At 72.5% G+C, this 25,693-nt stretch carries 21 protein-coding genes and 1 pseudogene; 7 read left to right on the top strand and 15 right to left on the bottom strand.

Annotated elements, in window-relative coordinates; all coding sequences use genetic code 11:
- Positions 1 to 5: 5 nt before the first annotated feature.
- Complete coding sequence (locus ACIPTO_RS37820) at positions 6 to 1,697, bottom strand: DUF885 domain-containing protein (RefSeq protein WP_401199626.1); 1,692 nt, start codon at positions 1,695 to 1,697, stop codon at positions 6 to 8.
- A 33-nt stretch (positions 1,698 to 1,730) separates the two neighbouring features.
- The gene (locus ACIPTO_RS37815) at positions 1,731 to 2,225 is read right to left on the bottom strand and encodes an Lrp/AsnC family transcriptional regulator (RefSeq protein ID WP_366321931.1); all 495 of its coding nucleotides are present in this window, start codon (positions 2,223 to 2,225) and stop codon (positions 1,731 to 1,733) included.
- Between the two features lie 60 nt (positions 2,226 to 2,285).
- Between ACIPTO_RS37815 and ACIPTO_RS37810 the strand changes: the two genes are divergently transcribed.
- Positions 2,286 to 3,488 (top strand): PLP-dependent transferase, encoded by a 1,203-nt coding sequence (locus ACIPTO_RS37810; RefSeq protein WP_366321929.1) that lies wholly within the window; start codon positions 2,286 to 2,288, stop codon positions 3,486 to 3,488.
- A gap of 29 nt (positions 3,489 to 3,517) precedes the next feature.
- Here ACIPTO_RS37810 and ACIPTO_RS37805 read toward each other — a convergent pair whose 3' ends face one another.
- The 5 genes from ACIPTO_RS37805 to ACIPTO_RS37785 all read right to left on the bottom strand — a co-directional run bounded on the left by ACIPTO_RS37805 (position 3,518) and on the right by ACIPTO_RS37785 (position 12,580).
- Positions 3,518 to 5,026, bottom strand: coding sequence for a GNAT family N-acetyltransferase (locus tag ACIPTO_RS37805; protein WP_401199623.1), 1,509 nt, complete (start codon positions 5,024 to 5,026; stop codon positions 3,518 to 3,520).
- A gap of 144 nt (positions 5,027 to 5,170) precedes the next feature.
- Positions 5,171 to 7,834 carry a DUF6493 family protein gene (locus tag ACIPTO_RS37800; protein WP_401199621.1) on the bottom strand — a complete coding sequence of 888 codons (2,664 nt, stop codon included), beginning with the start codon at positions 7,832 to 7,834 and terminating at the stop codon, positions 5,171 to 5,173.
- Positions 7,831 to 9,258 carry an SWIM zinc finger family protein gene (locus ACIPTO_RS37795; protein WP_401199619.1) on the bottom strand — a complete coding sequence of 476 codons (1,428 nt, stop codon included), beginning with the start codon at positions 9,256 to 9,258 and terminating at the stop codon, positions 7,831 to 7,833. Before ACIPTO_RS37795 ends, ACIPTO_RS37800 begins: the two co-directional genes overlap by 4 nt.
- A gap of 141 nt (positions 9,259 to 9,399) precedes the next feature.
- Complete coding sequence (locus ACIPTO_RS37790) at positions 9,400 to 10,983, bottom strand: alkaline phosphatase D family protein (RefSeq protein WP_401199617.1); 1,584 nt, start codon at positions 10,981 to 10,983, stop codon at positions 9,400 to 9,402.
- A gap of 136 nt (positions 10,984 to 11,119) precedes the next feature.
- On the bottom strand, positions 11,120 to 12,580 hold the full coding sequence (locus ACIPTO_RS37785) for a PLP-dependent aminotransferase family protein (RefSeq protein ID WP_401199615.1): 1,461 nt from the start codon (positions 12,578 to 12,580) through the stop codon (positions 11,120 to 11,122).
- Here ACIPTO_RS37785 and ACIPTO_RS37780 point away from each other — a divergent pair.
- Positions 12,571 to 13,464: pseudogene (locus tag ACIPTO_RS37780) on the top strand (DMT family transporter); the annotation flags it as partial. The gene ACIPTO_RS37785 and the pseudogene ACIPTO_RS37780 sit on opposite strands and share 10 nt — an antisense overlap.
- A 45-nt stretch (positions 13,465 to 13,509) precedes the next feature.
- Here the strand turns inward: ACIPTO_RS37780 and ACIPTO_RS37775 are convergent.
- Positions 13,510 to 14,340 (bottom strand): alpha/beta fold hydrolase, encoded by an 831-nt coding sequence (locus ACIPTO_RS37775; RefSeq protein WP_366321917.1) that lies wholly within the window; start codon positions 14,338 to 14,340, stop codon positions 13,510 to 13,512.
- 166 nt (positions 14,341 to 14,506) lie between these two features.
- On the opposite strand from ACIPTO_RS37775, the gene ACIPTO_RS37770 reads away from it, so the two are divergent.
- Positions 14,507 to 15,391, top strand: a complete 885-nt coding sequence (locus ACIPTO_RS37770) for an RNA polymerase sigma-70 factor (RefSeq protein WP_401199613.1) — start codon at positions 14,507 to 14,509, stop codon at positions 15,389 to 15,391.
- A gap of 240 nt (positions 15,392 to 15,631) precedes the next feature.
- Positions 15,632 to 16,393, top strand: coding sequence for a GntR family transcriptional regulator (locus ACIPTO_RS37765; protein WP_366321913.1), 762 nt, complete (start codon positions 15,632 to 15,634; stop codon positions 16,391 to 16,393).
- A 186-nt stretch (positions 16,394 to 16,579) separates the two neighbouring features.
- On the opposite strand, the gene ACIPTO_RS37760 is transcribed toward ACIPTO_RS37765, so the two are convergent.
- Positions 16,580 to 17,734: an ROK family transcriptional regulator gene (locus ACIPTO_RS37760; protein WP_366321911.1), complete on the bottom strand. Its 1,155-nt coding sequence runs from the start codon at positions 17,732 to 17,734 to the stop codon at positions 16,580 to 16,582.
- A 154-nt stretch (positions 17,735 to 17,888) separates the two neighbouring features.
- On the opposite strand from ACIPTO_RS37760, the gene ACIPTO_RS37755 reads away from it, so the two are divergent.
- The gene (locus ACIPTO_RS37755) at positions 17,889 to 18,335 is read left to right on the top strand and encodes a hypothetical protein (RefSeq protein WP_401199610.1); all 447 of its coding nucleotides are present in this window, start codon (positions 17,889 to 17,891) and stop codon (positions 18,333 to 18,335) included.
- A gap of 93 nt (positions 18,336 to 18,428) precedes the next feature.
- Here ACIPTO_RS37755 and mug read toward each other — a convergent pair whose 3' ends face one another.
- The gene (gene mug / locus ACIPTO_RS37750) at positions 18,429 to 18,974 is read right to left on the bottom strand and encodes a G/U mismatch-specific DNA glycosylase (protein WP_401199781.1); all 546 of its coding nucleotides are present in this window, start codon (positions 18,972 to 18,974) and stop codon (positions 18,429 to 18,431) included.
- Positions 18,971 to 20,413 (bottom strand): adenylosuccinate lyase, encoded by a 1,443-nt coding sequence (gene purB, locus ACIPTO_RS37745; RefSeq protein ID WP_366321907.1) that lies wholly within the window; start codon positions 20,411 to 20,413, stop codon positions 18,971 to 18,973. Before purB ends, mug begins: the two co-directional genes overlap by 4 nt.
- 217 nt (positions 20,414 to 20,630) lie before the next feature.
- Here purB and ACIPTO_RS37740 point away from each other — a divergent pair, with 217 nt between their 5' ends.
- Positions 20,631 to 21,236, top strand: coding sequence for a hypothetical protein (locus ACIPTO_RS37740; protein ID WP_401199608.1), 606 nt, complete (start codon positions 20,631 to 20,633; stop codon positions 21,234 to 21,236).
- A gap of 98 nt (positions 21,237 to 21,334) precedes the next feature.
- Positions 21,335 to 22,006, top strand: a complete 672-nt coding sequence (locus ACIPTO_RS37735) for a hypothetical protein (RefSeq protein WP_401199606.1) — start codon at positions 21,335 to 21,337, stop codon at positions 22,004 to 22,006.
- Here the strand turns inward: ACIPTO_RS37735 and ACIPTO_RS37730 are convergent.
- The 4 genes from ACIPTO_RS37730 to ACIPTO_RS37715 all read right to left on the bottom strand — a co-directional run bounded on the left by ACIPTO_RS37730 (position 21,958) and on the right by ACIPTO_RS37715 (position 25,641).
- Positions 21,958 to 22,305, bottom strand: coding sequence for a DUF4326 domain-containing protein (locus tag ACIPTO_RS37730; protein ID WP_401199604.1), 348 nt, complete (start codon positions 22,303 to 22,305; stop codon positions 21,958 to 21,960). The genes ACIPTO_RS37735 and ACIPTO_RS37730 overlap by 49 nt on opposite strands.
- Positions 22,306 to 22,311: 6 nt before the next feature.
- Positions 22,312 to 23,094 (bottom strand): SGNH/GDSL hydrolase family protein, encoded by a 783-nt coding sequence (locus tag ACIPTO_RS37725; protein ID WP_401199602.1) that lies wholly within the window; start codon positions 23,092 to 23,094, stop codon positions 22,312 to 22,314.
- A gap of 130 nt (positions 23,095 to 23,224) precedes the next feature.
- A complete protein-coding gene (locus tag ACIPTO_RS37720; RefSeq protein WP_401199600.1) occupies positions 23,225 to 24,238 on the bottom strand; it encodes a hemolysin family protein in 1,014 nt (337 codons plus the stop codon).
- Positions 24,235 to 25,641, bottom strand: a complete 1,407-nt coding sequence (locus ACIPTO_RS37715; protein WP_401199598.1) for a hemolysin family protein — start codon at positions 25,639 to 25,641, stop codon at positions 24,235 to 24,237. Before ACIPTO_RS37715 ends, ACIPTO_RS37720 begins: the two co-directional genes overlap by 4 nt.
- Positions 25,642 to 25,693 lie beyond the last annotated feature (52 nt).

Below are 25,693 nucleotides of genomic sequence, written 5' to 3'. Positions count from 1 at the left end.
GTGCGTCAGAGCTGTGACAACTCGTCCAGCAGGTCGTCCAGTCCCAGCGAACCCTGCGACAGCGCGGCCATGTGCCAGGCCTTCAGGTCGAAGGTGTCGCCGTGCCGCCGGCGCGCGTTCTCACGGCCCAGCAGCCAGGCCCGCTCGCCGAGCTTGTAGCCGATGGCCTGGCCGGGGATCGTGAGGTAGCGGGTCAGTTCGCTCTCCACGAAGTCGGCCGGGCGGCTGCTGTGCGCGCCGAAGAACTCCTCGGCCAGCTCCGGCGTCCACCGCTCACCGGGATGGAACGGTGACTCCGCCGGGATCTCCAGCTCCAGATGCATGCCGATGTCGACGATGACCCGGGCCGCCCGCATCATCTGGGCGTCGAGATAGCCGATCCGCTGCTCGGCGTCCTCCAGGAAGCCCAGCTCGTCCATCAGCCGCTCTGCGTAGAGCGCCCAGCCCTCCGCGTTGGCGCTGACCTGGCCCACGGAGGCCTGGTAGCGGGACAGGTTCCCGGCGACGTGCGTCCACTGGGCGAGTTGGAGGTGATGACCCGGGACGCCCTCGTGGTACCAGGTCGAGACGAGGTCGTAGACCGGGAAACGGGTCTGGCCCATCGTCGGCAGCCAGGTGCGGCCCGGACGGGAGAAGTCCTCCGACGGCGAGGTGTAGTACGGCGCCGCCGCGCTGCCCGGAGGCGCGATGCAGGACTCCACCTTCCGTACCCGCTCGGCGAGTTCGAAGTGCGTGCCGTCCAGGTTCTCGATCGCCCTGTCCATCAGGCTCTGCAGCCACACGCGGACCTCTTCGACGCCCTCGATGTGCCGGCCGTGCTCGTCGAGATGCGCGAGCGCCACCCACGGGGTCTCGGCGCCGGGCAGGATCTTCTCGGCCTCCTGCTTCATCTCGGCGAGCAGCCGGTGGTACTCGGACCAGCCGTACGCGTACGCCTCGTCGAGATCGAGGTCCGTACCGTTGAAGTAGCGCGACCAGCGTGCGTACCGTTCGCGGCCCACCGTGTTCGGGGCGCCCTCGACGGCCGGCGCGTACACGTCGCGCATCCAGTCGCGGAGCTCCACCAGGGCCGCGGTCGCCGTCCGGGCGGCCTCGTCCAGTCCGGGGCGGAGCGACGCGGGGCCCGCCGAGGCGAAGTCCTGGAACCAGCCGCGTCCCTGGCCGTCGGTGTCCGACCACTCGGTGAGCTGGTCGATGAAGGTGGCGGTCGGACGCGGGCCCGCGTACAGCTTGCGGTCCAGGCCCAGTTGGAGGGACTCGCGGTACCCGGCGAGCGCCGTCGGTACCGCGCGCAGCCGCTCGGCGATCGCCGCCCAGTCCTCGTCGGTGTCCGCCGGCGTCAGCGTGAACACCTCACGCACCGAGTGCGCCGGGGTGGACATGTTGCCCACCGCGCGCAGGCTCTCCTCGGCGTCGTGCACCGCGAGCTCGGCGCTGAGCCGCTCGCGCAGCAGGCGCGCGCACCGGCGCTCGCTGTCACTGTCCGCGCCGGGCAGGCGCTCGGCCTCGTCGAGCTTCGCGAGGGTCGCCCGCTGAAGCTCCGCGAGTCGTTCCTGACCTGCGGGGGAGAGGTCGGCCAGGCGGCTCGAACTCTCCTTCACGCCGAGATACGTGCCGGTGACCGGGTCGAGGGCGATGAGGTCGTCGACGTAGGCGTCGGCGACCTGCCGGGGCAGCGGAGTGTTGGTCTGCGACATGAGGACCATCCTCATACGCGGAACTTGCCCCCGTCACCCCGATTCAGCTGTGGGCGTGGCAAGCGGCAGCAGGGGTCCGCAGTCCCACTGCTGGAAGATCAGCCGGGTCTCCACCCGCGCCACCTCGCGTTGTGACGTGAACTCGTCGAGGACCAGCCGCTGCAGGTCCGCCATGCCGGCGACGGCCACATGGACGAGGTAGTCGTCCGGCCCGGTCAGATGGAACACGGTCCGCGACTCGGGCAACGCCCTGATCCGCTCCACGAACGGCCCGACCAGCTCCCGCCGGTGCGGGCGTACCTGCACCGACAGCAGCGCTTCGAGTCCGCGCCCCAACTTCGCCGGATCGACCCGCAGTTGATGCCCGAGGATGACCCCGGCCCGGCGCAGCCGCGCCACCCGGTCGAGACACGTCGACGGCGCGACCCCGACCTCCGCCGCGAGCTCGCGATAGGTCGCCCGTGCGTCGTTCTGCAGCAACCGCAGGAGATGGAGGTCGACCGGATCCAGTACGACAGATTCCGTCATGAGCCGAACAGTATACGGATCACCGGCCGTGCATCCCGGTGACTGTTCACTCTTACGTCCATGGACGCAACGAAGCCCCACACCGCCCCGGCCCTCCGCCCCCGGGCCCTGGCCACCGAAGCCGTGCACGCCGGTCGCGACGACCTCGCCCGGCAGGGTCTGCACGCCGCGCCGATCGACCTGTCGACCACCTACCCGTCGTACGACAGCCGCGGTGAGGCCGCCCGCGTCGACGCCTTCGCCGCCACCGGCGCCGAACCGGACGGCCCGCCCGTCTACGGCCGCCTCGGCAACCCCACCGTCGCCCGCTTCGAGACCGCTCTCGCCCGCCTCGAAGGCACCGAGAGCGCGGTCGCGTTCGCCAGCGGCATGGCCGCCCTGACGGCGGTGCTCCTGGCCCGCGGCGCGACGGGCCTGCGCCATGTGGTCGCGGTACGGCCCCTCTACGGCTGCAGCGACCATCTGCTCACCGCCGGGCTGGTCGGCTCCGAGGTGACGTGGACCGACCCGGCCGGGGTCGCCGACGCGCTGCGCCCGGACACCGGCCTGGTCGTCGTCGAGTCCCCGGCCAACCCGACCCTGGCCGAACTGGACCTGCGCGCCCTCGCCCACTCCTGCGGCTCGGTGCCCCTCCTCGCCGACAACACCTTCGCGACCCCGGTCCTGCAGCGCCCCGCCGAGCACGGCGCGCGTCTCGTCCTGCACAGCGCCACCAAGTACCTGGGCGGGCACGGCGATGTGATGGCGGGCGTGGTGGCCTGCGACGAGGAGTTCGCGGGGCGGCTGCGCCAGGTGCGGTTCGCCACCGGCGGCGTACTGCATCCGCTGGCCGGCTATCTGCTGCTGCGCGGCCTCGCGACCCTGCCGGTCCGGGTACGGGCCGCGTCCGCGACGGCCGCCGAACTCGCCCGCCGCCTCGGCGCCGACCCGCGCGTGGCCCGCGTGCACTACCCGCGCATCGGCGGCGCGATGATCGCCTTCGAGGTCCACGGCGACCCCCACGAGGTGATCGCCGCCGTCCGCCTCATCACCCCCGCCGTCAGCCTCGGCAGCGTGGACACCCTGATCCAGCACCCGGCCTCCATCAGCCACCGGGTGGTGACCGAGGAGGACCGCAGGGGCTCGGGCGTGCGGGACAACCTGCTGAGGCTGTCAGTGGGGCTGGAGGACGTCGACGACCTGTGGGCCGATCTGGACGGGGCGCTGGCGCCCCGTCCACAGGGGCGTGGTGAGCTGCGCGCCCAGCCGCAACGGACCGTCTGAGGCCGACGCCCCGGCACCGACCACGGCGCTCAGGCCTTCCTGGACTCCGTGGCCTCGGCGACATCCCTGGCCTTGTCCACGGCGTCCACGGCCGCGCCCAGCCGGGCCGTGACCACCAGGGTCCCCTGCTCGATCTGGTAGTCGAGCGGCAGATCGAGCCCCCGCATCGCCGCGACCATCCCCGTGTTGGACGCCTGCGTCACGGCGTACACGCTCTCGCATCCCGCCTCGACGGCCATCGCCACCAGCCGGCCCAGCAACTCGCTCCCGATACCGCGCCGTTGCCAGTCGTCCTCGACCAGCAGCGCGACCTCCGTCTCGTCCCCGTCCCACAGGAGGTGCCCGAGCCCGACGATCCGCCCGGACGCCGTCTGCACGGCGAGCGTCCGTCCGAAGCGCGGGGAGAGCAGGTGGTTGAGATAGCGGTCGGCGTCACCGACCGGTCCGTGGTACCGCATGCCCAGCGTGTGCGGCGAGCACCGCTCGTGCATCTCCCGCGCCGCGTCGAGGTCGCCGGTGTCCGCGCGCCGTACGGTGATCGCGTTGCCCTCGGGCAGGGTCAGTACGTCCTGGCTGCGGGGGATGCGCGGACCCAGCCGGGCGTCCAGCTCGACCAGGGCCCGCGCGCGGGCGAACTCGGTGGGGGTGAACGGCAGATACGCCCGCTCCACGGTGATCACTCCGCCTTCCGGGGCCCGCAGCCGCATGACCGTGTCCTCCAACGCCCCCTCCACCGGCACCGACTCCGGCTCGCTTCCCCTGACCGCGGTGGTCGCGGGCAGCGACCGGATGGTGCAGCGGCCGAGCAACTGCCGTAGCGCCAGCGGGAGTTCCGCCGCGTCCAGGGCCGTTCGGGTGGCCAGGCCCAGGACGCGGGTCGGGGCGTCCACCAGGTCGTGGGCGTCGGCGCGCTCGATCCAGGTGCCGGAGCCGCCGGCCGACGACACCGCCCGGGTGATCTCGGACGCGGCGACCTCGCCCGGCGCCCGCAGCAGGAACTCGTCCACCGTGCCCTCGGCCAGCGGGTGCGTCTGCAGGCTCAGGATGTCGACCTGCCGGCCGGCCAGCGCCGTGCACAGTGCGGCCAGCGACCCCGGCGCGTCCTGCACGGTCGTCCGCATCCGCCAGAGGGTCGGCGCCTGGGCGACGGGGTCGGGGGTCGCGGACGACTCCTCGGACCCCGATGCGGAGGCGGACCCGGAGGCGGACCCGGAGGCGGACCCTGCGGTGGAGTCGGGCGTCGGCTCGGGTGATCCGGCCGGCCCGGTCCGCCGCGACTGCGCGGTGGGCCGGGCACCGGTATCGCCCGTCGGCGGGGCATGACCGTGGCGGCGTGACCACCATGTGTGGAATCCCGCCGTGGCGACCAGGGCCAGCGCGGACATCGCCAGCAGCGCCGGACCGTCGGGCCCGTGCCCCACCAGATCCGCCACGACGTCCGCCACCGCGACCGCCGTGAACAGCGCGGCCAGCTCGATCAGGTCCCGCCGCCAGTGGTGCACCGGACGCCCGTGCTTCGCGCGCGTCACATCAGACATGTCTCGACTCATGCACCCACTGTGAAGGAATGGTGTTGCGTGATCACGAACGCTCTGTGACCGACCGGTAAAAGCATGGTTCTGCACCTTTTGCCGTTCTTTTGGTGAGTGGAGCGCACCGGAGGTCAGCCCTGGCGGTCTACGTCATGCGGCCGGCTCCGCCCCCAGCGCGTCGCGCAGCCGACGTGCCTGCGTGACCAACCGGGACGAGCCGCTGCGCGCCGCCGTCTCCGCCAGATGCGGCAGCTCACCCCGTGCCCCGGACCGCTCCGCGCACTCGGCCGCCACGGCGAGGATGTCCCCGAGCCCGCGGGTGTGGGCGGGCTTGGCGTCGGCGTCGAGGTCGGCGAGCAACGCGGTCAGAGCGGGCCGGAGAATCCCCCAGACGGTCGCGTTCGCCCCGGTCGCGGCCCCGGTCCGCACGGACTCGGCGAGCCGCGACGGCTTCACGCCCCCGCCCCGCACCAACTCCCCGAGGTCCGCGCCGAGCCGGTCCACGTCCAGCTGCCCGCGCGCCGCGAGCACCAGCAGCGCGTCCACGGCCGCCAGCCGGTCCTCGGGGTGCCGCGCCCCGAGCCCGTACGCCAGACACAGGTGCGTGGCCTGCCCCGCGAGCCCGTCGGACTCCGCCAGGAGAGGGAGGACGGCGGCAGCGCCCCGGGTGTCGTCCAGCGCGGCGGCCGACACGTCCCGCAGCAGCCGCGCCGCCACCAGCTCGCGACGCTCGGGGAGTATCGCGAGCCAGTGCCGGTCTATGCCCTGGCTCCAGTGGTAGCAGTACCAGTGGTTGCCGTAGGCCGTCACCGGCTTGCCCAGCGCGCGGAACTCCGCCGGGAAGTCCTCCTGCAGATCGAGGAGTTCACCCAGCTCCAGCACGACACGCACCCCTGCGGTCCGGCGCCTGCTCAGGGGCAGGGCCGGGCTCTCGGACGTCAGCCAGCGTGCGAGCCGGGTGCCCTCCCGGGTGCCGAGCGCCGCGGCCCGCCCGGCGGCTGCCGTCGCCGCCGCCCGGTCCTCACGGCGCACCCGCAGCAGCGCCTGCGCGAAGTCTGCTTCCGAGACCCGCGCGCCCAGGCGCCGGTACGCGTCCAGCCGGTCCACCAGTTCGTCCGGCTCCAGCAGCCCCGTGCTCCAGCTCGGCGTCGACAGCAGCAACGGCAGCGGCTCCGCGCGGAGCCGGTACGCCACCTCCCACACCCGGACGTCGAAGACCCGCGTCAGCGCGCTGTGCCCGCATTCCCGGCCCCGCTGGTCGTGGCGGGCCCTCTCGTGGAGCGTGACCGTGCGCACCCTGTCCATGAGGGTGGCCAGCAGGAGGTCGAGGGCATGGCCCGCACTGGCGAAGGCGCGGTGCGACCTGCTGAAGTGGTCGTCCGTACGCTGCGGGTGCCCAGGGGCGTCCTCGGCCCACCAGCGGCGCGCGACCACCGGGCCCAGCGCCTCCAGCAGGGCGTCCCGGTCCTGGTAGGCATGACGGACGAGTCCGTCCAATGCGCGCTCGAACGCCGCGACATCGCCCTCGGTCGCCAGCAACGCCCCCAGTTCCTCGGCTAGTTCGACCGCCGACCCCGGTGCCGGTGCGAGGCGGGACGGCTCCGGTGCCGGCGGGAGCATTTCCTCCTGGACCAGTGATGCCGCCGTCACCGGTGCCGCGCCCAGGGTCTCGACCGCGCGGGTGCGCAGGGCGGGGACCAACTGGTCCGCCGCTCCGGCCAGTTCGGCCCGTACCTCGGGGGAGCCGACCTTCTTGAGGTGTCGTTCGACCAGCTTCAGTGCCCGCTCCTGCACGTCCGCGTCCTCGTGGGCGAAGGCCTGCGCGAGGGTGGGGAGCACCTCCTCGGCGGCCGACGCGTCCCGCGCCAACACCTTGCCCAGCAGGACGAGTTGGGCCCGGACGAGCTTCTTCTCGGGGCGGAACAGCACCGCGTCCGACATCTCCGACAGCCGACGCGGCGTCAACTCGCCGTCCAGAGCGAGGGATCCCAGCAGTGACTGGGCGTGCGACGCCACCATGGACACCGCGTCCGAGGCCAGCGCCAGCCAGTCGGCGATCCTCTCCCGCTCCTCCTCGCGGGTCAGGGCCAGGGCCTTCAGCACGCGGAGGAACACGCGGTTGTCGAGGGTCGTCCCGCCGCGCAGCAGCCGGGCCACGCACGCGTCCACCGTGTGTCTCCGGTCCAGGACGCCTTCCGTGGCGAGCAGGGCGAGCGTGTCGACCCAGCTGTTCGGCCCTTCGGCCGAGGTCCACTCCAGCGGGCTGCCGATGTCCTCCGTCTCGAAGACCGCGGCCACCAGTTCCGCGAGATGCGGGTCCTTGCGCAGCCGGTCGAGCAGGGTGTCCCCGCGCTGCCACAGATGCCCGGTGTGCTCGACCCAGCCGCGCACATAGGCGTCCGTCGTCGGCACCGGGCAACCGGAGAGCCGCACCAGACCGGCCATCAGCTCGTACGGCACGCTCGACGAGGCCGGGCGCCCGGCGAGGCGGTGCGTCACGTCGGCCAGCCAGGCGGTGTCGCGGTCGCCCAGGATGTGGAGCAGCAGCGCGGGCGACGACTGCGACCAGCGCATGTCGGAGGCCGCGATCCAGGTCGCCGCGGCGGCGGCCCCGGTCTCACAGGCGGCCCCGGCCGCGTGCAGAGCCGGGTAGGCGCGGCGGGACGGCTCCTCCCACGGCGCCTTGCGCAGCTCCTTGCGGAGCGCCTTCAACTCCGGCAGGAACGCCCGCCGTTCGGAGTCCGTCAATCCGTCGAGCAGGCCCACCGCCTCGGCCGTCCGGCCCGCCCGCACCGCTTCCATCAGCGAACTCATCGCACACCCCCGTCGACCCGCAGCATGTCCCGCTTCGTGTTCTGATCCGTGTTCCGCTCCGCCGCGGCGCCCCGCCGCACCATCCGCACCGCCAGCGCGTGCTTGCAGGGACCGCGCCCGCCCCGGTACTTGGCCCACCACACGCAGCTGCACCTCAGCACCCCCGCCTCGTCGCGCACCCGGTGCACATGGCCGTCCTCGGCGGTCACCGTCCCGAGCCCGCCCTCCAGGGTCACCGCCCCGGCGGCCACCAGCGCGCGGGCCGAGCGCAGCCGCGGATTGTGGCGCTCCACGCGCTCCGCGTCGTAGGGCAGTTCGCGGTGGAAGTAGGCCGCCTCCGCCGTGTCGTAGCCGACGCGTCCCGAGGTGCCCAGCCGGGTCAGCGCGGCGCGGACCCGCTCCGGTGTGAGGCCGGAGGAGGCGGCCATGTCGGCGATGTCGATGCGGGGCTCCCAGGCCAGCAGCACGGAGATCAGCTCGGCGTCCTCGCCCGCCTCGTCGGCCGCGAGCGCGTCCAGGACGCCGCCCTCGCCGGAGAAGCCGCGCGACGCGTCCGGCGACAGTGTGAGGGTGAGCCGCATGCCGGGCAGGACGGCTTCCCAGGCGCCGGCCGACGCCGAGGCGCCGATGACGGAGGGACCGTAGATCCGCAGGGCCGTCGCGTGGCGCAGGACGCGCTGGAGGGCGATCAGGCGCTCCGGGCCCGGGAGGCAGACCGCGCCCGGTACGGGGCGGGTGGTCGGGCGCAGGCCGCGGCCGGCCGGGACGACCCAGCGGGGGCCGCTCGTGGTGCCGCGCGCGCCGCTCTTCGGGAGCGAGCGCAGGAAGCGGACCGCCTCGGCCGCGGGCAGTTCGGCGCGCAGGTCGAAGCCGGCCGCTATGACCTGAGCCTCCGCGAAGCCGCGCAGCCAGCGGTCCGGGAGCGGCACCTTCTTCTCGACGACCGGGCCGTCCAGCGTGGTGACCGCCAACTCCTCGGGGCCGACCCGGAGATGGAGCGGATCGTCCGTGCCGATCCGGGACAGTGCCTCGCGCAGGGGGTTGTTGACGTCGACGTTCGTCGTGCCGTGTCCCACCTCGTCGCCGTCGAGTCCGGGGGCGAGGACGTCCAGTCGCGCGTACACCCCGCCGCAGCCCGAGAAGGACTCGAAGCGCAGCCGGTCCCCGCCCGCCGTGACCACCGGGTCCAACGAGGCGGCCAGCTGACGCTGGTAGTACCGCGTCGCCGCCACGTCGGCCACCGCCAGCAGCGCCGCCGACGCCACCTGAGGAGACGTCAGGAAGCCCGCGAAGAACCGCGGATGGTCGGTGACACCCGAAGGCGTGGCCCCGCGTGAGGTCTCCAGCCCGAGGCGCCGGCCGTCCGCCGCGGACTCCAGCACGGAGGGTCGGCGATAGGTCACGTCCTGCAAAGATCGCGTCATGGGAAAAACCGTAGAGGCCGGCACTGACAATCGGCCTGACCTGAGGAAACGTGGTCTGTGGCGGTGAGTCGGCACGCCGTGCGCCGCGCCGCGCACCGGGGGATGACGCCGGTGCGCGGCTCGGGTACGAGGGTAGTGGAGTTACTGGCCGACCCGTCCCGGCTGAAGGGTCTTGGTGAACAGCACGGTGCCGTCCTGTTCGCGCAGACGGACCGTCAACTCCCCGCTGTGGCCGTCGATGTCGACCTCGCCGAAGAACTGGTAGCCCTCGGCAGGCGACACGTTCTGCGCGGTCGGCGCCTTCACGAACACCCGCTCGGGACCGAAGGTGTCGTCGAGTGCGCTGGCCGGGAAGGCGCCCGCGTTCAGCGGACCCGAGACGAACTCCCAGAACGGCTCGAAGTCGGTGAACGCGGCCCGCGAGGGCTGGTAGTGCTGGGCGGACGTGTGGTGGACGTCGGCCGTCAGCCACACGGTGCCGGTGATCCGCCGGTGCTTGATGTACCGCAGCAGCTCCGCGATCTGCAGCTCACGCCCGAGCGGCGCGCCCGGGTCGCCCTGCGCGACCGCCTCGATGTTCGGCTTGCCCTCGGTGGCGTCGGGCACGACCAGGCCGAGCGGCATGTCGGCGGCGATGACCTTCCACACGGCCCGCGAACGCGACAACTCCCGCTTGAGCCAATCCAGTTGCTCCCGGCCGAGGATGCCCTGCGGGTCCACGGTCTGTTGGTCGGGCGAGTTGGCGTTGCGGTAGGTGCGCATGTCCAGGACGAACACGTCGAGCAGCGGGCCGTGCCGCATCACGCGTTGCACGCGGCCCTCCTGGGCGCCCGGCCGCAGCGTCGAGATCGGGAAGTACTCGCTGAACGCGCGCCGGGCGCGGACCGCCATGACGTCGACGCTCTTCTCCGTGTAGCGGGTGTCGGAGGCGGCGATCACCTCGCCCGGGTACCAGTTGTTGCGCACCTCGTGGTCGTCCCACTGGATGATCGACGGGACCTGGGCGTTGAACCGCCTGAGGTTCTCGTCGAGCAGGTTGTAGCGGAAGTTGCCGCGGAACTCGGCCAGGGTCTCGGCGACCTTGGACTTCTCCTCCGTGGTGACGTTCCGGTAGAGGCTGCCGTCGGGCAGCGCCTGGGTCGCCGTGAGGGGACCGTCGGCGTAGATGTTGTCGCCGCTGCACAGGAAGAAGTCCGGGTCGAGCCTGCCCATGGCGTCGTAGATCCGGTAGCCGCCGAGGTCCGGGTTGATGCCCCAGCCCTGGCCCGCGAGGTCGCCGGACCACAGGAAGCGCACGTCGCGCCGCCCGGTCGGCACCGTGCGGAACGTGCCGGTCACCGGCTCGCCCGTACGGCGTGGGTCGTCGGGGTCGGCGAGCAGGACCCGGTAGTGGATCTGCCGTCCCGAGGGCAGCCCGCGCAGCCGGGTGGTGCCCGTGAAGTCCGTGTCCGCGCCGAGCAGCGGACCGTGCCAGCGGTGCGGGTTGCGGAACGACTCGGTGGCCGAGGTCTCCACGATCATCCGCGCGGGGCGGTCCGAACGCACCCACACCAGACCGGAGTCGGAGGTCACGTCCCCCGCCTGCACACCCCAGCCCGCCTTGGGGCGCCCGGACAGGGCGAGGGCGGGGGCCGCGCCGAGGGAGACGGGCACGGTCAGGGCCGCCGACGCGGCCAGGGTGCCGCGCAGGACGCTGCGGCGGGCGGGGAACGGACGATACGACATGGGATCGCGCCTCCAGGGACGGGATGCGGTCAGGGTGCACCGCCACACCTACTGGTGCGCCGCAGCGCACACGGAAACCACGGATGAACAACGGAACGCCACCCCATGGGGCCCATGTGCGGCGCTGCCGGAGGCCTCAGGGACAGGCCTGGGGACGCACGGCGTCGGCCATCAGCCCTATGCCGGCACGAATCCGTCCGGGGGGCAGATGCGCGTACCCCAGGACCAGCCGTACGACCGTGTCGTCCACGCGCGCGTGGCCGTAGTCCGTGAGCGGGCGCACCGCGACACCCGCGCGGGCGGCGCGTTTCAGGAAGTCGTCCTGGGAGCCGTACTTCTCCGGCAGTTCCGCGATGACGTGCAGGCCCGCCGAGATCCCGGTCACCCGTGCTCCCGGGAAGTGCTCCTCCAGGGCCGCGACCAAAGTGTCCCGGCGCTGGCGGTAGGCGCGCTGGCAGCGGCGCAACTGGCGGTCGTAGTCGCCGCGTTCCAGGAAGCGGGCGAACAGCGCCTGGTCGAGGGTCGGGTGGCCGAGGTCCATGGTGCGCTTGCGTTCGACGACCTCGTCGGTCAGCGACTCGGGTACCAGGAGCCAGCCGAGCCGCAGCCCCGGGGCGAGGGATTTGCTGACCGAGCCCGTGTAGGCGACGTGCTCCGGGTCGAGGCCCTGGAGCGCGCCCACCGGGGCGCGGTCGTAGCGGAAGTCGCCGTCGTAGTCGTCCTCGACGAGGAGACCGTCCACCGACCGTGCCCAGTCGAGGAGTTGGGCGCGCCGCCGCGCGGAGTAGGCGATGCCCGTGGGGAACTGATGGGCGGGCGTGGTCACCACCGCCCGTACCCCGGACGCCCGCAGCGGTCCGATCGCCAGGCCCTCCGCGTCCAGGGGCAGCGGTACGGTGCCGACGCCCGCCGCGGCGTACAGGGCGTCGTGCTGGGGGCTGCCCGGGTCCTCGACGCCGACGGTGCGCGTCCCGCGCGCGTGGAGCGCGAAACCGAGCACCGCCATCGCCTGCGCCACTCCGGAGACCACGATCAGCCGCTCCGGGTCCGCGACCACGCCCCGGCGGCGCGCCAGGAGTTCCGCCAGCGCCGTGCGCAGCCGGGGCAGTCCGCGCGGATCGGGATAGCCCAGCACCTCGTGCGGCAGTTCCGCGAACACACCGCGCTGCGCCGCCGCCCAGGCCGCGCGCGGGAACAGCGACAGGTCAGGTGTGCCGGGCACGAAGTCGGCCCGGGCGCCCGGCGAGCGCGGCGCGAGGTCACGCGCGCGGGGCCGCGCCGCCCGCACGGCACTGCCCACCCAGGTACCCGCGCCCCGGCCGCTGCGCAGGTATCCCTCCGCCGTCAACTGCTCGTAGGCCTCCGTGACCAGCCCTCGCGACACCCCGAGGTCGGCCGCCAGGTCCCGGCTCGACGGCAGCCGGGTGTCCGGCGCCAGCCGTCCCGAGCGCACCGCCTCCCGCAGCGCCGCCTGGAGCGAGCGGCCACGCGCGCGTGCCGGAGCCGCGACGGCGGGCACCAGCAGCTCCCAGGCGGCGGAACGCGTCAGACCTCCCTGATCGGCCCACCCCGCCGAATTGGTCCGCGATGACGTCATGGAAGTGGACCTTAAACCGGACCGTCGTGCTCCCTAGCGTCGCCGGCATGAACGCCACCACCGTCCGCGGCGCCCCGCTCGCCGCCTTCGCCTGTGTCCTCGTCGGCGCGTCCTTCACCGCGAACAGCGTGCTGGGCGACTACCCGTACGCGGGCGGCCAGTTCCTGCGCTACGGCCTCGCCTGCCTGCTGCTCCTCCCGTTCACCGGCAGGGACGCGCGGGCCCGGCTGCGGGCGCTCAGCGCACGCCAGTGGGCCCGTCTCGCCCTGCTCGCGGCCGTCGGCATGGTCGGCTTCAACCTGGCCGTCATCGCCGCCGAACGCAGCGCGGAACCCGCCGTCCCCGGCGTCTTCGTGGGCTGCGCGCCCGTGGCGGTCGCGATCCTCGTCCCTGTCCTGGAGGGACGCCGTCCACGCCGGATCGTGCTCCACGGGGCGTCGCTCGTCGCCGTCGGCGCGTTCACGGTCCAGGGGTGGGGCCGTACGGACGGCGCCGGGATCGTCTTCTCCGGGTGCGCGCTGGCGGGCGAGGTGGGTTTCGCGGTGCTCGCGGTGCCCGTACTGCGGCCCCTGGGACCGCGGTTGCTGTCGGCCACCGTGTGCGGTCTCGCCGCGGTCGAGGCGGCGGCGGCCGGGCTCGTCGTCGACGGCACCGGCTGGCTGCGGCGCCCCGACGGCACCGAGGCCGCCGCACTGCTGTGGCAGGCGGCGGTCGTCACGGTCGTCGGCTTCGTGTGCTGGTACATGGGCATGCAGCGGATCGGCGCGGAGCGCGCCACGCTGTTCTCCGGCCTGATCCCGGTCGCCGCGGCCGCCACCGCGCCGCTCGTCGGAACGGGCTCCTACGGGGCCGTCCAGGCCGCCGGCAGTGCCCTCGTCGGCGCCGGAGTGGCCCTGGGATCGGGCGCGTCGGGGCTGTTCCGGCGAGGGTCAGCGGCTGCCGTCGAGGATGACGCGCGCGACCAGGGCCGGGTCGTCGTTCATCGGGCAGTGCCCGCAGCCGGGCAGTCGCACCAGCCGGGAGCGGGGCATCAACTGCTTGGCGCGGACGCCCTGCCGGCGCAGCAGCAGCCGGTCCTGCGTGCCCCAGGCCACGGTCACCGGGAGGCCGGGGAGGTCGTCGGTGAACCGGACACTCGTACCGGCCCGCAGGGTGTCGTCGAACCCGGGCGCGTTGACCAGCGCGAGCGTCTCGGCGACCACGGCCTCGGGTGAACGGCGGCCCGGGCGGGCGTAGATGGTGCTGGTGAGCGCGGTGCGGCCGGCCGCCGTGCGGGCCAGTTTCTCGACCAGCGGGAGCGGCATCCGGCGGGCGATCCGCCGCATGGCGAGCAGCACACCGAAGGCGTAGCGGCGCTCGGCCTGCGACCAGAACCCGGCGGGGGAGAAGGCCGTGACGGACCGTACGAGCTTCTCGCGGCCCAGCTCCAGGGCCATCAGTCCGCCGAGCGAGTTGCCCGCCACGTGCGGACGGTCGAGGTCCAGCGCCTCGCAGAAGGCCCCGAACACGGCGGCCGTGGTCGGGAGGTCGTACGACAGCCCCTCCGGGAGCGCGGGCGAGGCGCCGAACCCGGGCAGGTCCACGGCGATCACGTCGCGCTCGGTCGCCAGGACGTCCACCACCGGGTCCCAGGCCTGCCGGTGATGACCTATGCCGTGCAGCAGGAGCAGCGGTTCGCCGCGGCCCACGCGCGCGTAGGACACGGTCACGGTCTTCGGGCCCTGCGGAGTGGGGACCGGGAAGGAGACGGTGGCGGACATGGGGGTGCTCCTCGTCTGGGACGCGCCGACGGACGCCGTGCAGGCTGTGTAGACAGCTTGTCAGCAACTGCTACTGGCCGGTAGCCCCAGTCGTCGAGAACTCGGTGCGCCCGGGGTTCCGGAACCGGCCCTGGACACCGGCCGACGCGTCGCGTGGGATGGCGAGGTGACCGCCGACGCCGGAACCGCAGTCTTCGAAGAACACCGCCCCGTCCTCATGGGAGTGGCCTACCGCATGCTCGGCCGGGTCGCCGACGCCGAGGACGTCGTCCAGGAGGCCTGGCTGCGCTGGTCCGCCGCCGACCGGGCCGAGGTCCGCGAACCACCCGCCTACCTGGTGCGCGTCACCACCCGCCTCGCCATCGACCGGCTCCGCCAGGTCAAGGCGCGCGGCGAGGCCTACGTAGGCCCCTGGCTGCCCGAGCCCTATGCCACCGACTTCGGGGACACCGTCCCGGACACCGAGGAACGCGCCGTCCTCGCCGACTCCGTCTCCCTCGCCGTCCTCGTCGTCCTGGAGTCGCTGTCACCCCTGGAACGCGCCGTGTTCGTCCTCAGGGAGGCGTTCGGATACCCGTACGCCGACATCGCCGCCATGCTCGACCGGGGTGAACCCGCGGTGCGCCAACTCGCCGGCCGGGCCCGCAGACACGTCGACGAACGACGCCCGCGCTACGACGTCGACCCCGCCCGGCGGCGCGACCTGACCGAGCGCTTCCTCGCCGCGGCGGCCGGAGGCGACCTCGCGGGCCTCATGGATCTGCTCGCCCCGGACGTCCGCCTGGTCGGCGACAGCGGCGGCAGGACCCAGGCACCGCTGCGCGTCCTGGAGAGCGCCGACCACGTGGGCCGCTTCCTGGTCGCCGTCGGCGGCAAGAGCGTCCCGGACATGTCGTTCCGCTTCCTCGAACTCAACGGAGGGCCCGCGGTACTGGTCCTTTCGGGTGGCGCCCCCGACAGTGTCTTCCAGGTGGACGTATCCGCCGGACGCATCAGTTCCGTCTACGTCCTCCGCAACCCGGACAAGCTTCGGTCACTGGCTTCCGCTTAGCCGCACCCCCGGACAGAGCCCCCGTTTCGCGACGGGGGCTTTGCCGTGCCGTCACGAAGAACCCCCTGTACGAACGCCCTGTGAACGCTCCGCGGCACGGGCTCTGTGGGTTGCATATGACATGGAGGATTGGTCTTGACCAAGGGTGGGGGGCGTCCTATGGTCGCTGATAAGTGAAACAACCTTTAATAAACAAGGGCGCTAAAACGCCGCCGGATCACGGCGATTGCGGAGGACAGGGTGGGGACCACGCAGTTGGAATCAGTGCCGGAGCCGAAGTACTGGCATCTCAAGACAGTGCTGAGCGAGGCACTGGACTCCGAGTTCTCCGTGGGCGAGATCCTGCCCAACGAGCGCGACCTGGCGGCCCGCTTCGGCGTCGCCCGGGCGACGCTCCGGCAGGCTCTGGAACAACTCGAACTGGAAGGCCGGCTGCAGCGCCGTCGCGGAGTCGGTACGACCGTCGCGCCCCCGCGCGTGGGTGTCGCCGTCGGCACCGAGCAGCACGCCTGGCCGGGCGCCGGGGAGGACGCCTGGCAGTCCGTCGACTGTGCGCTCGCCGCGCCGCCCGCGGCCGTCGCGGAGGCCCTGGAGACCGGTTCCGAGGAACTGGTGCACACCGTACGGCGCTCCCGGGTGAGCCACGGGCAGCCGGTCGCCGCCGAGCTGCTCTACATCCCGGAGTCGTCGGTGCCGGACCTCTCCGCCATAGACACTCCCTCGGCGACGGCACGCGCGCGTGCCGTACTGCGCGAGCTGCAGCGCCTCGCACTGGAGGGCCAGGACCGCGCCGTGGAACTCGGCTCGGCCCGCGCGGACGACGCCAAGGAACTGGACCGCCTCCCCGGCGCCCCGGTCCTCGTCGTCACCACCCGCTTCTTCGCCGAGGGCCGCACGGCGGCGGTCTCCGTCGCGACCTACCGCGCGGACACCTGCCGCCTGACCTTCGCCGACTCCGGAGGCGTGGAAATACACCACGGCCCGGAACGCCAGGCCTCCTGACCGGTCACGGCTGAACCGTCGCGCCCCGGACACGTTCCGGGGCGCGACGCGTTTCCCCGGCCAGGGAAGCCGCACCAAAGGGGCGCGAGGAACCGCGCGCCCAGCCCCGACGGCGCGGCACCCGACGTACAGGGACCGCGCCCAGCCCCGACGGACCGGCACTCGACAGCCGACCCCACCGCCGAGCTAGCGCCGCGTCACCGTGCCCTCGACCGCGAACAGTTGCTCCTCGACATGGTCAAGGGCCAACCGCAGCGCCCCGGTGGCCGCGGCGGCCTCGCCGAGCAACGACAGGGCGACCTTCGGCGGCCGCAGGCAGTACCGCGCCAACTCCCGCCGCAGCGGCTCCAGTACACCGTCCAGGCCGGCCGCCCACCCGCCCACGACGACCAGCTCCGGATCGAGCGCCAGCACCAGCGCGGCAACGTCGTGCACAAGGCGCTGGATGAACCGGTCGACGGCGGCACGCGCGCGCTGGTCACCGTCGCGGGCCAGCGCGAACACCTTCGCGACCGCCTGCTCGTCCAGCGGATGCAGCGGCTCGTCCGTGGTGGAGAGCAGCGTCTCCGGAGTCACGTCCCGCCCCAGCAGATGCAGCGCCCCGATCTCCCCGGCCGCCCCGCGATACCCCCGGTGCAACCGCCCCCCGATCAGCGACCCGGCGCCAGGGCTCAACCCGGCCAGCACCATCACCATGTCGTCCGACTCGGTCGCCGCACCCTTCCAGTGCTCGGCGACCGCCGCCGCGTTGGCGTCGTTCTCCACCAGCACCGGGCACTTGAAGGAACGGCTCAGCCGCTCGCCCAGGTGCAGCCCGGTCCACTGGGGGAGAGCGGTGCCCAGGCGTACGGTGCCGTCCGCCTCGACGATGCCTGGTGTGGCGACGCCCACCGCGCGCAGCGAGCCGCGTGCCACCCCGGCGCGGCGCAGCAGCTCGGCGACCGCGGTGCGCAGCCGCTCCAGGCGTTCGTCCGCCGAGGCCGTCTCGTCGACGTCCTTGGCGATCGCACCGAGCACCCGGCCGTCCAGGTCGGCGAGGAGTACGGCGACGCGATGTGCGCCGATCTCCAGGCCCAGCAGGTGCCCGGCCTCAGCGCGGAACCTGTAGCGCCGCGCGGGCCGTCCCTGCCGCCGTACAACGCTCTCGTCGGCCGCTTTCTCGACGACCAGCCCGGCCTCGATCAGTCCCTCGACGACACCCTCGACGGTCGGCCGGGACAGGCCCGTCACCCGGGTGATCTCCGTCAGCGTGGCGCAGTCCGTGGCACGCAACGCGTGCAGCACCACCGCGGAGTTGATCCTCCGCAGCAGCGAGGGGTCCCCGCCGGTCAGCCCCGCCAAGGTCTGTCCTCCCAGCTCGTGCGCGTGTTGGGCGGATCGTACTCGGCGCGGCGGACCCCGGCGAGTGCCGGGCGCCCCCCGACCCGTCCGGACCGCCACGCCACCCCGCCGCCACGAACCCCGCGTTGTCAGTGGGAGCCGCTTCACTGGAGGCATGAACATCACGCGGTGGCTGGCGACGATCGACCTGCTGTGCGCCCGGGACTTCCCCGCGGAGCACGGCAGGACGGACGTGGGCACGGGCGGACCCGGCTGCCACATGGCCGAACTGGCGACGAGCGGCGACTTCTGGGAGGGCGGCAGGACGGAGCGGGCGGAGACCGAAGCGCGGTACGAGCTGGACCGGGACGCACTCGGCGAGCGGCTGACCGAGCGCTGGGGAGCGCCCGGCACCTTGAGCCTGGGCGGTGTGCTGGAGCGGTCGCTGAGCGGCGGCGAGGACATACCGGAGCCCTGGGCCTCGCTCAGCGCGCACGTGCCGGACGTACGGCTGTGGAAGCAGCCGGAGACGGGCCGATGGATAGCGCTCGGTGTGTCCCAGTGGGACAAGGAGCTGCCGTTCCAACTCCTGGCCGTCATCACGGAGACGGACCCACCGTGAGGCGAACCAGTGTGAGGCGGACCCACGACGACGGACCCACGACGACGGACCAGTAAGGCGGATGGACCGGTACGGCGGATGGACCGTGACGCCCTAGTCGCGCGCCGCCGTCCTCAGCCGTCCGAACTCCTCGGCCATCGTCGCCGCCGTCCAATGCGCGTTCAGACCGCTCGGGTTGGGCAGCACCCAGACCCGCGTGTCCCCGAACGTCCGCTCCTGCGGCCCGACCTGGGCCTTCTTGTCGTCGAACGCGGCCCGGTACGCAGTGACACCCAACACCGCCAGCCACCGCGGCTTCCACCCCGTCAGCTTCGACGTGAGGAGTTCGCCGCCCTCGCGGTACTCCTCCGCGCTCAGCTCGTCGGCCCGGGCCGTCGCCCGTGCCACCACGTTCGTGATGCCGAGCCCGTACGACAGCAACTCCCCCTGCTCCGCGGGCTTCATGAGCCTCGGGGTGAAACCGGAGAGGTGCAGCACCGGCCAGAAGCGGTTTCCCGGGCGGGCGAAGTGGTGGCCCGTGGCCGCCGTCATCAGACCGGGGTTGATACCGCAGAAGAGCACGGCGAGGCCGTCCGCGACGACGTCCGGTACGAGACGGTCGCGGGCGGCCTCCAGCTCGGCCTGGGTGAAGCGGGTCAGAGGATCGCCCCCGGGGTGTACCCCGCGGCCTCCGGGTGCTGCTTCACGAGCTCCTCGACGCGGCCGACGACGACGGCGACCTGGTCGGCCGCGGCGCCCGTGAAGGACAGCTTGTCGGCCATCAGCGCGTCCAGCTGGGCGCGGTCGAGCGGGATGCGCTCGTCGGCGGCGAGCTTGTCCAGCAGCTCGTTGCGCTCGGCGCCCTGCTCGCGCATGGCCAGCGCGGAGGCGACGGCGTTCTCCTTGATGGCCTCGTGGGCGACCTCACGGCCGACACCCGCGCGGACCGAGGCCATCAGCACCTTGGTCGTCGCGAGGAACGGCAGATAGCGGTCCAGCTCACGTGCCACGACCGCCGGGAACGCGCCGAACTCGTCGAGCACGGTCAGGAACGTCTCCAGCAGCCCGTCCAGCGCGAAGAACGCGTCGGGGAGGGCCACCCGGCGCACCACCGAGCACGAGACGTCACCCTCGTTCCACTGGTCGCCCGCCAGCTCGCCGGTCATCGACGCATAGCCGCGCAGGATCACCATGAGGCCGTTGACGCGCTCGCAGGAGCGGGTGTTCATCTTGTGCGGCATCGCAGAGGAACCGACCTGGCCCGGCTTGAAGCCCTCGGTGACCAGCTCGTGCCCGGCCATCAGCCGGATCGTCTTCGCCGTCGACGAGGGCGCCGCCGCGACCTGCACCAGCGCGGTCACGACCTCGTAGTCCAGCGAGCGCGGGTACACCTGGCCGACGGAGGTGAACGCCTGCGAGAAGCCCAGGTGGGAGGCGATCCGCTGCTCCAGCTCCGCGAGCTTCGCCGCGTCGCCGCCGAGCAGGTCCAGCATGTCCTGCGCCGTGCCCACCGGGCCCTTGATGCCGCGCAGCGGGTAGCGGCCGAGCAGTTCCTCGACCCGGCCGTGGGCCACGAGCAGCTCGTCGGCGGCGGTCGCGAAGCGCTTGCCGAGGGTGGTGGCCTGCGCGGCCACGTTGTGCGAGCGGCCGGCCATGACCAGCTCGGCGTACTCGCCGGCCAGCTTGCCCAGCCGCGCCAGGACGGCCACCGTACGGTCGCGCATCAGCTCCAGCGAGAGCCGGATCTGCAGCTGCTCGACGTTCTCCGTCAGGTCCCGGGAGGTCATGCCCTTGTGGACCTGCTCGTGCCCGGCGAGGTCGTTGAACTCCTCGATCCGCGCCTTCACGTCGTGCCGGGTGACCTTCTCGCGCTCGGCGATCGAGGCCAGGTCGACCTGGTCGAGCACTCGCTCGTAGTCCGCGATCGCCTCGTCCGGCACCTCGATCCCGAGGTCCTTCTGAGCCCGCAGCACGGCGAGCCAGAGCTGCCGCTCCAGCTTCACCTTCTGCTCGGGCGACCAGAGCGTGGCGAGCTCGGTGGATGCGTAACGTCCGGCGAGGACGTTCGGGATGCGGGGCTTGGCGGGAGCGGAAGTCACGTGTACGGAGTTTACCCGGAGGCTCCGTGGGGTCCGGACCGTCCGTTCGGTCACGGGATCCCAGGTCACGGACCTCCCGGACGGGACGCGGCGGGCGATGGGACCCAAACATCCGCCTATAGCACGATGGGGTGAATACCCCCAGTAGCCGGCAACCGCACGCTGTGTTTACAAGTCACACAACTCGCATTTGCCAGCGAAGACCCCAGGGGGACACATGAGCAACCAGCCGCCCTACCCGCCACAGCAGCCCGGCTGGGGCAATGGGCAACCGCCCTACGGCCAGCCCCCGTTCCAGCAGGAGCCCCCGAAGAAGCGCTCCGTAGGAAAGGCCGTCGGCCTCGGCTGTCTCGGCATCATCGGTCTGTTCGTCGTCATCGTGATCGCCGTCGCGGCGATCGGCGGCGGCAAGAACGACTCCAGCGGCAGCGGGAACCCGAAGAGCGCGGCGCCCGCGGGCAAGAGCTCCGACAAGGCCGGCGCGGGCACGGGGAAGAACGACACGACGAAGGACGACACCGGCGGCAAGGTCGTCTTCAAGGTGTGGGGCACCGCTCCCGCCGGCGCCCTCGGCGGTCTCGACATCGGGTACGGCTCCGACTCGGACACGCGCAAGGGCACGTTCAAGGACGGCAGGTTCGAGGCGACGCTGACCCTCGACAAGGACGCCATGTACTACAACGTGAACGCGCAGCTCCAGGGCTCCGGGGACATCAACTGCTCGGTCACCGTGGACGGGAAGACGAAGAAGGCCCACGCGTCCGGCGGCTACAACATCTGCGACGCACAGCTGAGCGAGAACTTCACCGGGGGCTGGTCGTAGCCGTAGCCACAGCCGGTTCAGCAGGCGCGGAAGCATATGCGCCCGAACAGGAACGGCTCGCGCCCGAACAGCAACGGAACGACCACGTCAGGGGGACCATGACCGACACCGACCCGCCACCGATCCCACCCCGCTCGCCCCTCCCCGAGATCCCTTCGATCCCGCCCATGCCGCCGAGCATCCCGCCACCACCCGCGAGGAAGCCGCGCACCAACCTCGTCGTCATCGGCTCGGCCGTCGCCGTCATCGCCGCGATCGTGGTCACCGGAACCGTGGTCGTGCAGTCCAGGACGGGCGACGGCAAACCGGCCGCCACCGATACGGCCGTCGCCACCGCCGGGCCGACCGCGCACGACGAGGACAACGCCCCGGCCGATCAGCCGGACCCGGAGCCGACGTACAGCGAAGTGGACGCCGACAGTTTCACGATCGGGCTGAAGACCACCGCACGGCACTGCTTCGGATCGGCGGGCTGCAACGTGACGGTCGAGCCGGACCTGACGTTCCTGGGTGACACCGCGGATGTCGATCCGGACGCCGTGTACGACATCACCTACGAGATCCACGGCGACGAGTCCGGCCCGGTCATCGAGACGGCCGAACTGTCGGAGCGGACGAGTCTCAACTACACGCTGTCCGTGATCAGCACGGCTTCCGCGGGCACCGAGGTGTCCGCGGAGATCACGGACGTCTCCGTCCAAGGGGGCGCACCTCAAGCCCGCTACGTCCCACCGTCACCCTCGGCGAGTTCGGCCAACACCCCCGCGTGACAGGCCAACGGCGCACACCAGCAAGCCAGCACCCGCCCCCGCAACTCCGGTACCAGGCCCAGCAGTTCGGGCCGCTCCAGCAGATACGCCCGGTACTTCGCCATCACCTCCGCGCGCGTGCCGTCGCGGCGGCGGGTGGGGGTGTCGTAGGCGAAGGGGTTGTGGAGCGGGTGCCGGGGGAGGTCCCAGCCGCCGAGGGTCCAGCGGCGGCCGACGTAGAGGATCTCGGCGGGGGCGCGTTCCAGGCGGGGGCCGAAGTCGTGGATGCGGCCCCGGATGTTGATCACCCGCGTGGACATGGGGAGTTACGCCACCGGGCCCTCGTAGGGCAGCAGGTCGGGGTGCTTGGGGGCGAGGCCGTCGCCCGAGGAGCGGCCCGTGAGGCGGCGGCCGATCCAGGGGAGGAGGTACTGGCGGGTGAAGCGGGCGTCGGCCACGCGGCGGGCGGTCCAGTTCGGGGGCGCGGTCGGCGCCATCCGGGTGCGCCACTCCGTGTCCTGCGCCTCGTAGCCGAGGGTCTGCCACACCGCTTCGGCGACCCGGCGGTGGCCCTCGGCCGTGAGGTGCAGGCGGTCGACGTCCCACATGCGCTGGTCGGAGAGCGAAGGAGCGCCGTACAGGTCCACGACCAGGGCGCCGTGCCGGTCGGCGAGGGTGTCGACGCAGGCGAAGAGTTCCTCCATGCGCGGCCGGAAGCGCTGCTGGACCGGGCCCTCGCGGCCGGGGCTGCGCATCAGCACCAGCTGCTTGCAGGCCGGGGTGAGGCGTTCGACGGCCTCCTCCAGCAGGCCGCGCACCCGGCCCATGTCGACCTTGGGACGCAGGGTGTCGTTCAGGCCGCCGACCAGGGTGATCACATCGGGCTGCATGGCGGCGGCGAGGGAGACCTGCTCGTCGACGATCTGCGCGATCAGCTTGCCGCGCACGGCGAGGTTGGCGTAGCGGAAGCCGGGCGTCCGGGCCGCCATCCGTCCGGCGAGGAGGTCGGCCCAGCCCCGGTAGGTACCGTCCGGGAGCAGGTCCGACATGCCCTCGGTGAAGGAGTCGCCGAGCGCGACAAGGCTGGTGTACGTGGGATTCGTCTGCATGGCGACGAAGATGATATCCCGCGTCCATACCCGCCGGTCGGTGGGCCTCGACCGGCCTCCACCGGGCTCCGGTGGGAATGGATTCCGCCCGGGCCGCGGCAGCCGGAAAGAGGCCCGCCCGGGCCTACGTCTACGCCCGCTGCCCGAACAGTTCGCGCAACACGTCCTCCATGGTCACCAGCCCTGTCAACCGCCCCTCCCCGTCGAGCACGGCCGCGAGATGCGTCCGGCTGCTGCGCATCGCGGTGAGGACGTCGTCCAGCGGTGTCGTCTCCGTCACGTTCGCGATGGAGCGCATGTCCGCGACCTTGAACGGCTCGTCGCGTGGGGACGCGTCCAGCGCGTCCTTGACGTGGAGGTAGCCGATGATCCGGCGTTCGGCGTCCACCACGGGGAAGCGGGAGAAGCCGGACTCGGCGGAGAGGACCTCCAGCTCCGCCGGGGTGATGCCCGCGACCACGTAGTCGACCCGTTCCAGGGGGAGGACGACGTCCCGCACGGGGCGTCGGCCCAGTTCCAGGGCGTCGTTCAGGCGCTCCAGGGCCCGCTCGTCGATGAGGCCGGCCTCGCCGGAGTCCCGGACGATGCGGGCGAGTTCGGCGTCGGAGAAGGAGGCCGTGACCTCGTCCTTGACCTCGACCCGGAGCAGCTTGAGCAGGGCGTTGGCGAACGCGTTGACCGTGAAGATCACCGGACGCAGCGCACGGGACAACGTCACCAGCGGCGGTCCGAGGAGCAGCGCGCTGCGGACCGGCTCGGCCAGCGCGATGTTCTTCGGCACCATCTCGCCGAGCAGCATGTGCAGATAGGTCGCCGCGGTGAGGGCGATCACGAAGGACACCGCGTGTCCGGCGTTCTCGGGCACGCCCACCGCGTGGAACACCGGTTCCAGCAGATGCGCGATGGCCGGTTCCGCGACGATGCCGAGCACCAGGGTGCACAGCGTGATGCCGAGCTGGGCCGCCGCCATCAGCGCCGACACGTGCTGCAACCCCCACAGCACACTCCTGGCCCGCCGGTCGCCCTGCTCCGCGTGCGGCTCGATCTGGCTGCGGCGCACCGAGATCAACGCGAACTCGGCGGCCACGAAGAAGGCGTTGACGACCAGCGTCGCCAACCCGATCAGCAGTTGTACGGCGGTCACAGCTCCCCCTTCGCGGAGTCGGAACCGGAACCATGACCGGAACCGGAGCCGGAGTCGGAGTCGTAACGGGTGTCGGCACCGGCGTCGGAACCGGTGTCTCCCACCGGCATGTGCAGCAGCAGCCGCGCCGCCCTGCGCCCCGACGCGTCCACCACGTCGATCCGCCACCCGGCGACCTCGACCCCGTCCCCGACCTCAGGAATCCGTCCCAGTTCGCTGGCGACAAGGCCGGCCAGCGTCTCGTACGGTCCCTCGGGCGCCCGCAGGCCCACGCGCGCCAGTTGGTCCATCCGGGCGCCGCCGTCCGCCGAGTACAGGGCGCGGCCCTCGTCGTCCGTCCCGGCCGGGGCCAGGTCGGGCGTCTCGTGCGGGTCGTGCTCGTCCCGCACCTCGCCGACGACCTCCTCGACGATGTCCTCCAGGGTCGCGACCCCGGCCGTACCGCCGTACTCGTCGATGACGACGGCCATCGTGCGCTTGCCGGACAGCCGGTCCAGGAGGCGGTCGACGGTGAGGGACTCGGGGACGAGCAGGGGTTCGCGCATCACCTCGGAGAGGGGGACGCGGGTCCGCCGGTCGGCCGGTACCGCCAGGACGTCCTTGATGTGCACGGTGCCGACGACCTCGTCGAGGCTGTCGCGGAAGACCGGGAACCGGGACAGCCCGGTCGCCCGGGTCGCGTTGGCCACGTCCTCGCAGGTCGCATGGGCGTCGAGGGCGACGACCTGGACGCGCGGGGTCATCACGTTCTCCGCGGTGAGGTCGGCGAGGTTCAGGGTCCGGACGAACAGCTCGGCCGTGTCCGGCTCCAGGGCGCCCTCCTTGGCGGAGTGCCGGGCCAGTGCCGCCAGCTCCTGCGGCCCGCGCGCGGAGGCCAGCTCCTCGGCGGGCTCCAGCCCGAAGGCGCGCACCACGTGGTTGGCCGTGTTGTTCAGATGGCTGATGAACGGGCGGAACGCGGCACTGAACCAGCGCTGCGTGTTCCCCACCCGCTTCGCCACGCTCAGCGGCGAGGAGATCGCCCAGTTCTTCGGCACCAGCTCGCCGACGACCATCAGGAACACCGTCGACAGCGCCGTGCCCAGCACCAGCGCGACGGACCTCGACGCGGAGTGCGAGATGCCCAGCGATTCGAGCGGGCCCGCGATCAGCGCGGCGATCGACGGCTCGGAGAGCATGCCGACGACCAGGTTGGTGACGGTGATGCCGAGCTGCGCCCCGGACAGCTGGAACGTCAGATTCCGTACGGCCTTCAGGGCGCCGGAGGCACCCCGTTCGCCGCGCTCGACCGCACGCTCCAGCTCGCTGCGTTCGACGGTGGTCAGCGAGAACTCGGCCGCCACGAAGGCACCGCAGGCGAGCGACAGCAGGATCGCCACCAGCAGCAGAAGCACTTCGGTCATCGGTTCACCTCCGTCCCATGATCGGACAGGGCAGGGAGGTTCGCGCGATGTC

Source organism: Streptomyces sp. NPDC090083 (genome assembly GCF_044747445.1).
Lineage (GTDB): Bacteria > Actinomycetota > Actinomycetes > Streptomycetales > Streptomycetaceae > Streptomyces.
This window is presented reverse-complemented; position numbering and strand designations above follow the sequence as displayed.